The organism is Deltaproteobacteria bacterium HGW-Deltaproteobacteria-18 (assembly GCA_002841885.1).
GTDB lineage: Bacteria > Desulfobacterota > Desulfovibrionia > Desulfovibrionales > Desulfomicrobiaceae > Desulfomicrobium.
Window position 1 is genome coordinate 240608 of sequence record PHBE01000009.1, and the last position, 12411, is coordinate 253018.

General features: G+C 60.8%; 13 protein-coding genes and 1 pseudogene. 9 read left to right on the top strand and 5 right to left on the bottom strand.

The window, feature by feature from the left end; genetic code table 11:
• The first annotated feature begins 101 nt into the window (after nucleotides 1-101).
• The 3 genes from CVU60_10340 (at nucleotide 102) to CVU60_10350 (ending at nucleotide 3772) form a co-directional block, all read left to right on the top strand.
• Nucleotides 102-1286 carry a hypothetical protein gene (locus CVU60_10340; GenBank protein ID PKN41775.1) on the top strand — a complete coding sequence of 395 codons (1185 nt, stop codon included), beginning with the start codon at nucleotides 102-104 and terminating at the stop codon, nucleotides 1284-1286.
• Nucleotides 1287-1439: 153 nt separating this feature from the next.
• Nucleotides 1440-1880, top strand: coding sequence for a hypothetical protein (locus CVU60_10345; protein PKN41776.1), 441 nt, complete (start codon nucleotides 1440-1442; stop codon nucleotides 1878-1880).
• Nucleotides 1881-2053: 173 nt separating this feature from the next.
• Nucleotides 2054-3772: a hypothetical protein gene (locus tag CVU60_10350; GenBank protein PKN41777.1), complete on the top strand. Its 1719-nt coding sequence runs from the start codon at nucleotides 2054-2056 to the stop codon at nucleotides 3770-3772.
• A 49-nt stretch (nucleotides 3773-3821) separates the two neighbouring features.
• Here CVU60_10350 and CVU60_10355 read toward each other — a convergent pair whose 3' ends face one another.
• Entirely contained in the window at nucleotides 3822-4787 is a 966-nt protein-coding gene (locus CVU60_10355) for a hypothetical protein (GenBank protein PKN41778.1), read from the bottom strand.
• A gap of 262 nt (nucleotides 4788-5049) precedes the next feature.
• Here CVU60_10355 and ygbF point away from each other — a divergent pair, with 262 nt between their 5' ends.
• The 6 genes and pseudogenes from ygbF (at nucleotide 5050) to CVU60_10385 (ending at nucleotide 10172) form a co-directional block, all read left to right on the top strand.
• Complete coding sequence (gene ygbF / locus CVU60_10360; protein ID PKN41779.1) at nucleotides 5050-6039, top strand: tol-pal system protein YbgF; 990 nt, start codon at nucleotides 5050-5052, stop codon at nucleotides 6037-6039.
• Entirely contained in the window at nucleotides 6032-7135 is a 1104-nt protein-coding gene (dprA, locus tag CVU60_10365; GenBank protein ID PKN41780.1) for a DNA-protecting protein DprA, read from the top strand. The genes ygbF and dprA overlap by 8 nt, the downstream gene beginning before the upstream one ends.
• Before the next feature lie 24 nt (nucleotides 7136-7159).
• Nucleotides 7160-7513, top strand: a complete 354-nt coding sequence (locus tag CVU60_10370) for a hypothetical protein (GenBank protein ID PKN41781.1) — start codon at nucleotides 7160-7162, stop codon at nucleotides 7511-7513.
• Entirely contained in the window at nucleotides 7513-8337 is an 825-nt protein-coding gene (locus CVU60_10375) for an HD family phosphohydrolase (GenBank protein PKN41782.1), read from the top strand. Before CVU60_10370 ends, CVU60_10375 begins: the two co-directional genes overlap by 1 nt.
• Nucleotides 8338-8349: 12 nt before the next feature.
• Complete coding sequence (locus CVU60_10380; protein PKN41783.1) at nucleotides 8350-9288, top strand: diguanylate cyclase response regulator; 939 nt, start codon at nucleotides 8350-8352, stop codon at nucleotides 9286-9288.
• Nucleotides 9260-10172, top strand: a pseudogene (locus tag CVU60_10385) (integrase). Before CVU60_10380 ends, CVU60_10385 begins: the two are co-directional and overlap by 29 nt.
• Before the next feature lie 155 nt (nucleotides 10173-10327).
• Here CVU60_10385 and CVU60_10390 read toward each other — a convergent pair.
• The 4 genes from CVU60_10390 to CVU60_10405 form a co-directional block, all read right to left on the bottom strand.
• On the bottom strand, nucleotides 10328-10615 hold the full coding sequence (locus tag CVU60_10390) for a hypothetical protein (GenBank protein ID PKN41784.1): 288 nt from the start codon (nucleotides 10613-10615) through the stop codon (nucleotides 10328-10330).
• Nucleotides 10616-10686: 71 nt separating this feature from the next.
• Nucleotides 10687-11412 (bottom strand): hypothetical protein, encoded by a 726-nt coding sequence (locus CVU60_10395; GenBank protein PKN41785.1) that lies wholly within the window; start codon nucleotides 11410-11412, stop codon nucleotides 10687-10689.
• Nucleotides 11413-11426: 14 nt separating this feature from the next.
• A complete protein-coding gene (locus CVU60_10400; GenBank protein PKN41786.1) occupies nucleotides 11427-12050 on the bottom strand; it encodes a pilus assembly protein PilZ in 624 nt (207 codons plus the stop codon).
• Nucleotides 11972-12406, bottom strand: coding sequence for a (Fe-S)-binding protein (locus tag CVU60_10405; protein ID PKN41787.1), 435 nt, complete (start codon nucleotides 12404-12406; stop codon nucleotides 11972-11974). The genes CVU60_10400 and CVU60_10405 overlap by 79 nt, the downstream gene beginning before the upstream one ends.
• Between the last annotated feature and the right edge of the window lie 5 nt (nucleotides 12407-12411).

Sequence of the window (12411 nt, forward strand, 5' to 3'; positions counted from 1 at the left end):
ACGGGCCGCCCATTGTGACGCATTTCCCGATCTTGAATTGATGCCGGGTGTGTGACAAAGGGCTTCACAGGCGGGTGTTCCGGCATTATGGAGTGCTTGCCATGACTTGGCCGCTGTTGCGGCGAACATACAACCGGAAGAAATACATGATTAAGCGTTATATGTGTCTGCTTGCTTTGCTTGTCTTTGGGACAGCCGTTCCGACCCAGGCCGCAGATCTGAAATCCATCCCGGATTCCCTGTATCCGGGCCTTGAATATTTGTTGACCATCCCCAAGTCGAACACGGACATAGAGCCCGGTCAACTGAGCGGGATCATTTCCTTTGTCGCCTCCAGCGCGGCGGAGAGCAGCATGTCCATGCAGGATCGGGACAAGGCTTCCGGGGCATTTTACTCCTTTACCCTGCAAGGGAATCTTTCCCGCGTGGTGGACTATGTCTACAACCCGGACATCCCGGTTTACGTGACCATGCCTTCTTCCGTGCGCGATCAGGAGTGGCTGGACACGGCTACCAAGGATGCACTGAGGCTGCTCCCCAAGGCACTCGAGCGGGGAGAGACGCTTCTGGTTCGCGGCACCGAGCGCGAGATCATCACCCCCGACGCCAACACGGGCGGATACTATTCCTACAATCAGGACCGCGCCGTGGCGGTGTTTCAAGGTCCCACAGGGCCCGTGCTGGTTTCCGTTGGATGCCAGACCGAACCTTCGGAGATCGGCCGCAAGGGGTGCGTGGTCGGCGAGGACTCCGACTGGAACTATCTGTATTCGGACGAGAAAGGCCTGAACAAGACCGGCCTTGGCTGGGTCGATTCCTACATGTACAATGCCCATTCCATCATTGTGTTCGTGTCCGATACTTCCACCGGAACCATCCACGTCGGATCGTTCAAGTGGCTGAACGCCGGCTGGGCCAAGATGAACATGGTCAAGCAGAGCCACATCATCAACGGCATCAAGCGCTTCACGGCGGATTTCAAGGGCGTGCTCGAATCTTCCCGCCTGCCCGCCGCGCAGGAGCTGGCCGTCATGTACCGGGAACTCAAATCCGACAGCGTCGAGACGCTTCGCCAGATGGTGGCGCCCTATCTGGCCGCCATCGAGGATTCCGGGACCTTGACCTCGTCATTCAAGAAGTTGCTGGCCTCGGGCCAGTATTTGCAGAACATGAACCAACAGGAACTGGTCAAGGTTCTGCTCAAGGAATTCCTGAAGCAACGCCTTGGCCGGGAGAGCCTCATCCGGGTTGCCCAGGCCGGACAGCACTGGACCCCGCAGCCCTGAGGCGGCTCAACAGTATCGACGTGCCCGCTCACGCGAGCGGGCCAGAGGGAGCCCTATGCCGAGCATGGTGATCTTTTTGGTCTTGCCTGCAGCGGATTTCGGCCGTGAGGATGCGCATTGGCTGCGGGGCGGGTTGCCCCCCCGGCTGACGCGATGAGCCGCACTGCCGAAGACGCCAGAAAGCGGGCGCGCGACATCCGGGACGAGGCCCTGGCCAGGCATGCCGAACGTGACCGGGCTTCGCTTAATGCCGTGCGCGACGAACTTGCCGAGCTCAGGGCCATGGTTGCAGGGCAACAGGAGCAGCTTGCCCGGCTGACCGGCATGATTGCCGAACTGACCTCCGCCCTGGTCCCAGGCGATGCGCAAGGCCTCTCGATTCCCTCCGCCCCCCGTCCTCTCTCCGCCCGCAAACGCGCTGCCCTGGAGCGCATTCGCGAACTTCGCGGGCAGGACCTCTCTTTTTCCCGGATTTGCGAAGTCTTCCAGGCCGAGAGCTTGCCGACCCTGTCCGGTCAGGGCCAGTGGTCCAAGGGCACCCTGTGGAATCTCTGGAAAAATCACGCCCACCAGTTGAACCTGCCGCAATCGTGAAAGGCCGCGAGCCGTTGTGACCGCATTCGACGCGCTTCACGACGCGTGTTTTTTGAAGTACCAATTCTGTTGTTGCCAGTCATGGAAGTCTTTTGATTTCCCGCTTCCTGCCGGGATAGACGCGAAGTGAAATCAAGCGCCCGGTTCATTCGTCATGACCAAATGGAGCCGCCATGAGCACGGAAATTTTGCCCGCTGACGCTGACGTCTGTTTTGACCAGACTCGCCGTTTTGAAATTCTGCGTGAGATTTTTGACAGCCTGAGCGAACACGTGGCTGTGCTTGACCGCGAAGGCTGCATCGTTGACACAAATCGCAGCTGGCAACGCTTCGCGGTTGAAAATAGCACGCCGGACGAGTGTCGCCTGCAAGGCGAGAATTACATGGAAGTCTGTGAATCCTCCAAGGACGCCGCCTTCGTTGAGGCCCCGCAGGCCGCAGCCGGAATCAGGGCCGTGCTCGCCGGCGAGATTCCGGAGTTCAGCCTTGAATATCCATGCCATGCGCCCACGGAAAAGCGCTGGTTTCTGATGACGGCCACACCTCTTGTCAGCCATGGCATCATTGACGGGGCCGTGGTCTCCCATGTCCAGATCACGGCCCGAAAGCTGGCCGAAGCCGCGCTGATCCGTTACGAGCGTGCCATCGCATCCTCCTCCTCCCTGGTCAGCATCATTGACCTTGATTTTGTCTATCGGCTGGTCAACGACAGCTACCTTCGGGTGCACGGGAAAAGGCGCGATGAAATCGAGGGGCGCGAGGTCGCAAAAATAGTGGGGCAGGACGTTTTCGACAGGCATGTAGGGCCGAAGCTCGTGCGTTGTTTTGCCGGGGAGACCGTGGAGTACGAGGGCTGGTTCGATATGAACCGGGCGGGTAGACGCTGTTACGCGGTGAAGTATTATCCCTATCGCGAACGTGACGACAGCATCTCGGGCGCCGTGGTCACGGCCACGGACATCACCGAGGCCAAGCAGATGCAGGATGAGATCGCAAACAGCGCTCGTCGCCTGGCCGAGGCGCAGCGACTGGCCAAGGTCGGCAGCTTCGAAAAGGATTACCTGCACGGAAAAAAAAGCTGGTCCGACGAGTTTTGCCGTATTCTCGGGTACGTCCCGAATGAGATCGACCCGGATTTCAATCTGTTCATGCATCATATCCATCCCGAGGATGAACCAGATTTTCGCGAAAATTTTGAGGTGGCCCAGGCAACGGGAGATGAATTTACAACCGAGCTGCGCATCCGCACCGTGCAGGGCGAAGAAAGACACGTCAGCCTGATCTGCGGTTTCGACCTGCAGCAGGACGGCAGCATATTTCGTCTGCATGGAGCCATGGCCGACGTGACCGAACGCCGGCTGGCCGAATTGCGGCTGGAACGGCTGGCCAATACGGACGAATTGACCGGTCTGCCCAACCGCAGGCATTTTCTGGAGTGCGTTCGCGCGGAGATGATCCGCTCCAGGCGTTTTGGAAAGAGCCTGTGCGTGGCCATGATCGACATTGACGATTTCAAGAAAGTCAATGACACCCATGGTCACGGAGTCGGGGATGTTGCTTTGCGGCATGTGGCCCGCACCATCAACGGTTTGCGCAGGGCCGTGGACGTGGTCGGGCGTCTTGGGGGCGAGGAGTTCTGCGTCCTTTTTCCCGAAGCGGGGCTCGAAGCTGGAATCGCGGCCGCGGAGCGCGCGCGCAAGGGGCTGGCCGAAACGGTCCTCGAGCATGAGGGCCTGAGCTTGCGGCTCACGGTCAGCATCGGCCTGGCGGAATATTCGGCGGACGAGAGCCTGGACGGGCTTTTGAGGCGCAGCGACGAGGCTCTTTACGAAGCCAAGCGCACCGGCAAGAACCGGGTCTGTTCCCGGGCGGCGGATGCCGGCCCGGCATGACCACTGACCGACCCGGTCGCGCGACCGGGCCAGTGTGGGAAAATGCGGTTTATCTGAGCAGGCGCAGCAGTTCCGGCATGAAGGTGGGAACGGACCATCCCGGAACATAGCGGTTCAGGGTTTCAAGGATGGCGACCAGCATCAGGCTGGCATGCGAGAGTGAGAGAACGGCGGCCACGACCATGGAGACCTTGAGACGCATGGGGTTTTCGCTGACCGTGACGAGAAGCGAGAGGAGCATGGCCAGCCCAAGGCAGGCCACGCCGGCCAGAGCGGCATAGAAGATCTGGGGCAGGTGGAGGTTGAAGACACCCTTGAGGCTCGCATAGAGCCAGATTAGCACCGCGAGGACAACAAGGCCGCAGATCAGGTGCCATTTGGCCAGAAAGGGCGCGGCAAAGCGATAATAGTCCCGCCCCCAGTCATCGGCGTTCCGGCGCAGCAGCAGGTAGCACTGTCCGATGACAGCCGCCAGACACAGGGACAGCGGCAGCCAGAGCGCCAATAGCGGCCACAGCGCCGACCCCAATGGCGGCAGAAAGGCCGGAGATTCGAGACTGACGCCCCGGAAGGAAAGCAGGCTCAAGCCCGCCAGTGCCCAGTAACCATATTTGATGGGAATATTGGCCAAGCATCCAAGCAGGAAATGCACGGCCTTGCGTTCCTTGGCGACCTTCCATCCCAGATCGTAGCCGGCCAGGGCCATGCTTCCGAAGAAAGGCAGGGCCAGCGCGGCGATCAGCAGCAGTCGGTTGCCTGCCACGAACTCGGACTGCCAGAACGGGTGAGAGGACAGCAGCGCCGCACAGGCCGCGATCACAAGCCAGAAGAGAACATGCCCGCCAAGGGCCAGTCTGGACATTTGCCTGGCCGCGCGGGCGGGAAACGGTTTGCCGGAAATGAGCCCGATGAATTCGCTGACCAGCGCGATGGCCGGGGCGCCCCAGAAAAGGGCGGCCAGGAGCAGGGGCAGGGGCAGCAGGGCAAAAGCCCACTGGGGGAGTATGAGCGCCATGGGGACCTCGTGCGCAGTGTAATTTTTTCAGGAGCCCGGTCATTCCCTCGGACCCGGGCGCAAGACGGCAGCTAAAAGGGGATGGCCCCGAGAGCCCTGGTCTCAAGCGCCGGAATGGGTACGACTACGGGCTGAACGGACTGGCTGAATGGGGGCTTTCTGCCCCAAAAGAGCGCAAGAGGCAAGGCAGCGCCACCCTTGAAAATTGGCGGGTTCTCTCCTATGCCAAAGTCCTAATGAGGGAGACAACGGTGACTAATCCATGAGATCGACGCTGGCCTTTGCGACCGGAATGCTTGTCGGCATTCTGCTTTGCTGGGCAAGCGGTCCTGCGTTCATGCATCTTGTCCCTGAATGGCCGGACCCGCGTCTGAGGGATATGCCGGCCGGGATCGTGTCCGGTCTCAAATCCATGCAGGGCGGGCTTGCATCCATCGGCCGGCCTTTCGCGCCCTTCGTTCTGCGCAGACCGGTGACGCGCAACTTGCGCATGGCCAGATCGAACGTGACCCTGTCCCGGGCGGCTGCCGTTCCGCCGAATGCAACCGTCGCTCGATTTTCCGCCATTCATCAAGTCTGTTCCGCTGCTGCAGCCATTGCCGTCAACGCATCCATCGGCAATGAAGCGGATTCGTCCAACGCATCGAGGCCAGGGGCTATTCATGTCTCCATGGCCGCGCACGAAGCATCGGCATCGAGAGCGGACAATCTTCAATCCGGGGCGGCCGATTCGAGGCCGAATGTCGCCGGTTCTGACGCTTCAAGTCCTGGGGCCTTCGTCCCGGCGCAGGTGTCCGCCGCAACGGCGGGTGACCAGAAAAAGAAGGTCGGGGCGGACGGATCGCCCGGTGATGACTACGCCCGGGCTCTCAAGAATTATCAGGATGGACATCACGAGCGGGCGCGGGAACTGTTTGCCGCGTTCATGCAGGACTACCCCCGCCACAAGCTTCTGCCGAACGCCCTCTACTGGACCGGGGAGGCTTGGTACGCCCAGGCCCGTTACGACCGTGCCATGGAATTTTTCACGCGGGTCGTGCAGGACCACCCCCGCCATGCCAAAAGCGCGGACGCGCTTCTCAAGCTGGCCTATTCGGCACTGCGTCAGGGGCAGCCAGGGCAAGCCGGGGTTTATCTGCAGCAACTCGAAGCACGCTATCCCGACTCCCCGGCGTCCCGCCTAGGCCGTCAGGCGCGCAGCAGGATGCAGGGGTGCAACGAGCCCAAAGCGGTGGCGCTGGCCCGTGGATGAATTTTGCGCCAGCCTGGCCTTGCGCCACACCACCGGTCTTGGGCCACGTACCTGGAAGCGCCTGCTCGCGCATTACGGAGACGCCCTGGCCGCAGCTTCTGATTTTGCATCCTGGACGGCGCGAGGCCTGGTTTCGGCTCGTGTGCAGGCCGAATTTGCACGGGGCGGCTGGCGCGAGAAGGCCGAGGCCGAGCGGCGCAGGGCGGAGAGCTTAGGCTTTTCCACTGTTTTCTTTGGCCATCGTGCGTATCCCGAGCTGCTTCGCGAGATCCCCGATCCGCCTCTTTTTCTTTATTATCTCGGAGATCTGGCACTGCTGACCCGTCCTTGCGTGGCCGTGGTTGGATCCAGGGACGCCTCCCGCTATGGCCTGGGCATGGCGGAGAGCATGGCGGCGTCCTTGAGCGCGGCCGGGATTTGCGTGGTTTCGGGCTTTGCACAGGGTATCGATCGTGCCGCGCATCAGGGTGCGCTGCGCGGGGTGGGCGGGACCATCGCCGTATTGGGCACGGGCCTTGACCTCGTTTATCCGGCCTCCAACGCCGATCTGTGGAAACAGGTCGCCGCCCATGGGCTCATCGTCAGCGAGTTCGCGCCGGGGACCAGGCCTGAAGGCATGAATTTTCCGCATCGCAATCGCATTGTCAGCGGCCTTTCTCTGGGTGTACTGGTTGTCGAAGGCGCGCTTGGCAGCGGCAGCCTGATCACCGCCGAGCTGGCCCTGGCCCAGAATCGCGACGTTTTCGCCCTGCCCGGGCCCGCCAACCTGAAAACTTATCAGGGCTGTCATCAGCTCATTCGTCAGGGAGCCTGTCTCGTACAGAGCGGAGAAGACATCCTGCGGGAATTGCAGCCTCGGCTGGGGGCGCTTTGCGCGCCGGAGGCGCCCGCCCCCGAGCCTCGTCTGCGAGAGCCGGAAGATCCCGAGCAGTGTATCGTGCACCGTCTGCTTGAAGGTGGCGAACCCCTGCATGTCGACACCCTGATCCGGCGGACGGGCTGGGCGGCGAGCAAGGTCAGCTCCACGCTCCTTTTCATGGAACTTCAAGGGATTGTGAAGCAGCTTCCGGGCATGTACTATGCCCTTGCAACGTGATTCAAAGATCATCTGGAGAAGAATATGCAAAAAATACCCCTGCAGCTGGCCAGACCTGAAATGGTTTTGGCCAAGCCCGTGACCCGGGAAAACGGGATGGTGCTCATCGCCGCAGGTACGGTTCTGACGGCGGGGCTCATCAGCAAGCTGGACAACATGGGTGTGGAGCAACTCGTGGTCGAGGGCGAGACGCTTGAAATGGGCGGCGGGTGCAACGAAGAAGTGCTCGCCAAAAAGCGCGAGAGGCTTGACCATCTTTTCCGGAATTTTTCCGACGACAAGTACATGCAGCAGGTCAAGCAGATCGTTTCCGACTATTATGCACGTCAGTGCGCCCTGGCCGCCGCGGCCCAGGCTGCAAGGGAAGAGGGACAATAATGGAAGAAGATCTGCGTACCAGCCAAAAGGGTGCGATTCTGGCGGTCAAGGACCTGCCGACCCTGCCCGGAGTCCTGCAGGAAGTCGCGATCCTGGTCGAGAATCCCAATTCGTCCACGGACCAGATAAGCAAGGCCATCTCCAAGGACCAGGTCCTCTCGGCCAAGGTCCTGAAAATGGTGAATTCGCCCATCTATGGCTTTCCGGGGCGGATCGGCTCCATTCAGCACGCCCTGGTTCTGCTTGGTTTCAATGTCATCAAGGGCATCATCATCTCGACCTCGGTCTTTGATGTCATGAACGAGAACATGAAAGGCCTCTGGGAGCACAGCCTCGGCTGCGCCCTGGCCAGTTCCGCCATCGCCCGCGCCATCGGCTGCAAGGATCCGGAAGAATACGCGGTGGCCGGGCTGCTGCACGACATCGGCAAGGTCGTGGCCGCCGTGCAGCTCCCGGAAAGCCGGGCGGCCATAGACGCGCTCGTCCTCGAGAAGGACATCTCCTATCGCCAGGCCGAAAGCGAGGTGCTGGGTTTTGCCCACGACCGCATCAACCTGTGGCTGTGCAATTACTGGAACCTGCCCGCGAATCTGAAGGAAGGGCTCTCCTATCATCACCGGCCCATGTCGGCCACGCTCTATCCGAAGATCGCGCAGGTGGTGCATGTGGGGAATTTCATGGCGCGGCTTTTTGGCGTGGGCAATGGGGGCGACAACCAGGTCAGCGCCCTCGACGAAGGAGTGCTCGAGGTTCTCGAGATCACTCCGGAGATGCTTTTCAAGATCATGGATGGCCTTGAGCGCGAATTCGTGGATCTGGCATAGGGGCCCCGCATCATGAAGGACGGCAAGCATTTTTTCCTGGTCACCTCCGACGCCAAGCTTGAAGGCAGCCTGCGCGCCCTGTGGCCCGAAGATGAGGTCAAGTGGACCTGCTTTGCCCGGGGCACGTCGGCGCTGGAGTTTCTTTTCAGCGAGCCCCCGGATCTTCTGGTCGTGGACGAACAGTTGCCGGACATTGCCGGGGTGGAGCTGGTCCGGCTGATCAAGGGCGAGAACGTCTATCGCCAGCTGCCCGTGGTCCTTTGCCTGGCCAGCGAGGATCTGGCCGAACTTCAGGATTTCAGCACGCTGGAGATCGATGATTTTCTGGTCAAGCCTTTTTCGCCGTCCATCGCCAAGGGGCGCCTGATCCTGGCCTATCACCGCTCCACCCGTGAACTCGACGCCAGCCCGCTGACCAAGCTGCCCGGCAACACGTCCATCATCCACAGAATTCAGGATCTCATAGACAGGCAGGAGGACTTCGCCCTGGCCTACATCGACCTGGATCATTTCAAGTCCTTCAACGACAAGTACGGCTTTTCGCGCGGGGACGAGGTGCTGCTCATGACCGCGCGGGTCATTGTCAATTCCATCCGCGGCTTCATGGGGGCGAGCACGTTCGTCGGACATGTGGGCGGGGATGATTTCGTCTTCATAGTGCCGCCGGAAAAGGCCGAGAGCGCCTGCCAGCAGGTCATCGACAATTTCGACTCCATCGTGCCCCATTTCTACGATCAGGAGGACCGCACGCGCGGGGCCATCCATTCCCTGGATCGCAAGGGCAAGGAACAGGTTTTTCCGCTTATGGCCATCTCCATCGCCGTGGTCCTGAACCGCGGCGGCAAGCTCAAGCATTTTGGCGAGGCTTCCCAGATCGCCATGAACCTGAAGAAGGAAGCCAAAAAGAACCCCAAGAGTTGCTATGTCATGGACAAACGGGCCGGCGCCTGATCCTGTCGCGCTTTTCCTGCTCTATCTGGACGCCCAGCGTGGCTACTCCCCGGCCACCGTGGCCGCCTACGGGACCGATCTCGAGGGCGCGCACCTCTTTATGGGGCGCAGGAGCAAGGGGTTCGACGTTCCCGCCGAGGTGACCAAGGCGGACATCACCGCCTATCTGGCAGATCTGCACCGGCGCGGCCTGGCCAAGTCAAGCGTCTGCCGCAAGCTCTCGGCCCTGCGGGCCTTTTACCGCTTCCTTCGTCAGCGCAAGCTGGTCCAGGAAGATCCCTGCGCGGCCCTTTCCAACCCAAAGCTGCCCAAGATCCACCCCAAGGTCCTCAATGTCGACCAGGCCATTCATCTGCTCGAGACTGAAGTCACCCTCGATCCCGAAGGTCTGCGCGACCTTGCCTTGCTTGAGGTTCTCTACGGCTCGGGGCTGCGCGTCAGCGAGGCCCTCGGGCTCGATTTCGCCCATCTGGATCTGGATCAGAAGCTGGTGCGGGTGCTGGGCAAGGGCAGGAAGGAGCGCCTCGTTCCGCTGACCGGTCCGGCGGCAGAGCGGCTGGGACGTTATCTCGAGCAGCGCGGGGCTTTTGGTCCGGCGCCCCGGGAGCAGGCCATTTTTCTGGGCAGGCGGGGCGGGTGACCGCATCGTCAAGGAGATGGCCGTGCGCAGCGGGGCCCCGTGTTCGATCAGCCCTCACACCCTGCGCCACAGCTTCGCTTCACATATGCTCCAGGCCGGAGCCGACCTGCGCAGCGTGCAGGAACTCCTCGGCCATTCCCGCATCTCGACCACCCAGCGCTACACCCACCTCGATCTCGCCCAGGTCATGCGCGTCTATGACGCCGCCCACCCCCTGGCCGGGAGCAAAGACAAAAAAGACTAGCTGACTGTTGGAAAAAACAAAATTTGCAGGCCATTCAAAAACGGTGAGAAGCAAGGAAACGGAAAAAGCCGGACGCGCAGTGTATTTGTGCATACACAAGCGGTCTGGCTTTTTTACTGACGCAGCAGATCGCCGTTTTGGGGCGGCCTGCCAGGCTACTGCATCTGTTCGAGTCCGGTCACGGGCACGGTCAGATCGTTGCTGAGGACCCACAGGGCCAGCATGTGGCGCAGGGTCAGGTCGGCCTGGGCGATGGTTTCCCGGTCCGCCTCGCGGTTTGCCATCTCCTGGATGGCGAGCATGTATTCCTTGGCCAGGGTGAACTCGGCGCAAATCTCGCGCACGAAATCCTCGTAGAGGTCCGGCTCCTCCTGAAAAAGCTGGTCGAGGACGCTCATGGTCCGGGTCAGGGAGAAGAGGGTGATGTCGGCAAGCTGAGGCATGTTGTGTCTCCATGAAAAGAGCCGGTCGCGGAGAGTTCCGTAACCGGCTTGCGTTGTTTTGGGTGAAAAAACTACAAACCGAGCTGGCTCAAAAGGTCGTCCACATCCGTCTGCGAGCTGGCGTCCTGGGGGCCCTTGAGTTTCGTGGCCCTGGCCTTGGACGTCTGGCGGATTTCCTCGACGGACTGCTCCGGGTTTTGTTCCATGGCTTTCAAAGACAGGCCGGTGGCCATGTAGAGTTCGAAAACTACTTTCTCGATCTGTCGCAGAGCTGCGACAATGCGCTTGATGCGCTGTCCGGTCAGATCCTGAAAGCTCAGGGTGGTCATGATCTCCATCAGGTCCGCACCCAGGACTTCGCTTCCCTTGCGCAGTTCCTCGATTTCCGGTTTGGCGGTCCCGTTTTCAAGAGATGCCAGAAGCTGCATGGTGCGGTCGTTCATGTCCAGATGCTTCTCCACCAGTCCCATGATGCTCTCGGTGGCTTGCTCGGTGGTCTGCAGGATGGCTCCGAGCTGGGTCGATGCTTCGGAGAACATCTCGTCGGCCACGGGGTCGGCGACCATCGGCAAATCTGTGGTGCCGGTCGCTGCGGAGTTGATCTCCTGGTAGATGGATTTGAGCCCGGCTTGCAGATCCGTGCTTATGGCGCGGTAGAATTCGCCTTCGGTCAGGGCCATGGTCAGAGCGCGGCTGATCTCTTCCGTCAAGGCCGCCGAGATGACCTCCCGGATGGTGCTTTCGGCCTTGGTTGTGATCCTGTTCAGCAGTTCCTGACTCAGCTGTTCTTTGTGCATGCCTGTGTCCCGGGTTAGGATGAGGGGGCGAGGTGACGCTCCAGGAGTTGTTCGCGTTGCTTGGCCACGACGAACTGAATGATCTTTTCGCGCTCGCAGTCGCGCATGTCCTTGAATTCCATGGCCCAGACCCGCTCTCCCTGATTCTCTTCAGCCCTCAGGATGGTCCCGATGGCTCCGGCCAGGGTCTGGGGCTGGTTGCTGAGCGCGATGACCACTTCCACGCCCTGGCCAAGCTCGAATTCGCTGTCCGCCGAGAATCTGAGACCCGCGCCGCTGATGTCGTGGATGAGCACTGGCACGGGGAAGTCTTCCTGCAGGGTCTGCTGGGTCAGGATCGAAAGGATGGCGCTCAGTTTTTCGTTCATGGCGCGCAGGTAGTGCGCCAGCCCGTCAGGGAGCGCGGACTGCGCGGTCTCGGAGAGCTGCGGCATGGTTCCCGTCTGGGTGCAGGCAAAAAGGGAGGTGAACCGGCCTGTGGGCAGGACGCGCAGATGTCCTTTCAGGGCCGTTTCGACTCGGGCGTAAGCACGTTCCGGAACGTTCATGACTACCTCCTTTACCACGTGTCCGGGTCGACCTCCATGATCATGGCCCGCACCGGACACACTGTGACGCACATGTTGCAGGCAGTGCATTTTTCCTGGTCGAAATCGACCAGCCGGGTCTCGAGATTGAGGTGCAGCGCCTTTGAAGGGCACAGGGCAGTGCACAGACCGCAGTGCATGCACGACTCCTCGTTGCGTGAGATCTCGTGGGCCACCGGCGTGACCTTGATGCCCTGCTCCTGCAGATAGGTCACGCCCTGGCGGTAGTGTTCCCGTGTCCCCGAAAGCTCAAGGATCATGTGCCCTTCACGGCGCGGGTTGATGTTCGCCTGCAGGATGTTGAAGGTCAGGTCGAAGTGTTTGGCCAGATTGTACATCATTGGCTGACCCGAAGACTTCGGAGGGAAGCGCAGGCTGACGATGCGGCTGTATTCTTGGGTGGACATGGGTA

Bases quoted from the DNA above. Each gene is read 5' to 3' on its own strand.
- CVU60_10380 (PKN41783.1), top strand. From the start codon at position 8,350: ATGAAGGACGGCAAGCATTTTTTCCTGGTCACCTCCGACGCCAAGCTT.
- CVU60_10345 (PKN41776.1), top strand. From the start codon at position 1,440: ATGAGCCGCACTGCCGAAGACGCCAGAAAGCGGGCGCGCGACATCCGG.
- CVU60_10395 (PKN41785.1), bottom strand. From the start codon at position 11,412: ATGCACAAAGAACAGCTGAGTCAGGAACTGCTGAACAGGATCACAACC.
- CVU60_10340 (PKN41775.1), top strand. From the start codon at position 102: ATGACTTGGCCGCTGTTGCGGCGAACATACAACCGGAAGAAATACATG.
- CVU60_10375 (PKN41782.1), top strand. From the start codon at position 7,513: ATGGAAGAAGATCTGCGTACCAGCCAAAAGGGTGCGATTCTGGCGGTC.
- ygbF (PKN41779.1), top strand. From the start codon at position 5,050: ATGAGATCGACGCTGGCCTTTGCGACCGGAATGCTTGTCGGCATTCTG.
- CVU60_10350 (PKN41777.1), top strand. From the start codon at position 2,054: ATGAGCACGGAAATTTTGCCCGCTGACGCTGACGTCTGTTTTGACCAG.
- CVU60_10400 (PKN41786.1), bottom strand. From the start codon at position 12,050: ATGCACTGCCTGCAACATGTGCGTCACAGTGTGTCCGGTGCGGGCCAT.
- CVU60_10370 (PKN41781.1), top strand. From the start codon at position 7,160: ATGCAAAAAATACCCCTGCAGCTGGCCAGACCTGAAATGGTTTTGGCC.
- CVU60_10390 (PKN41784.1), bottom strand. From the start codon at position 10,615: ATGCCTCAGCTTGCCGACATCACCCTCTTCTCCCTGACCCGGACCATG.
- CVU60_10355 (PKN41778.1), bottom strand. From the start codon at position 4,787: ATGGCGCTCATACTCCCCCAGTGGGCTTTTGCCCTGCTGCCCCTGCCC.
- CVU60_10405 (PKN41787.1), bottom strand. From the start codon at position 12,406: ATGTCCACCCAAGAATACAGCCGCATCGTCAGCCTGCGCTTCCCTCCG.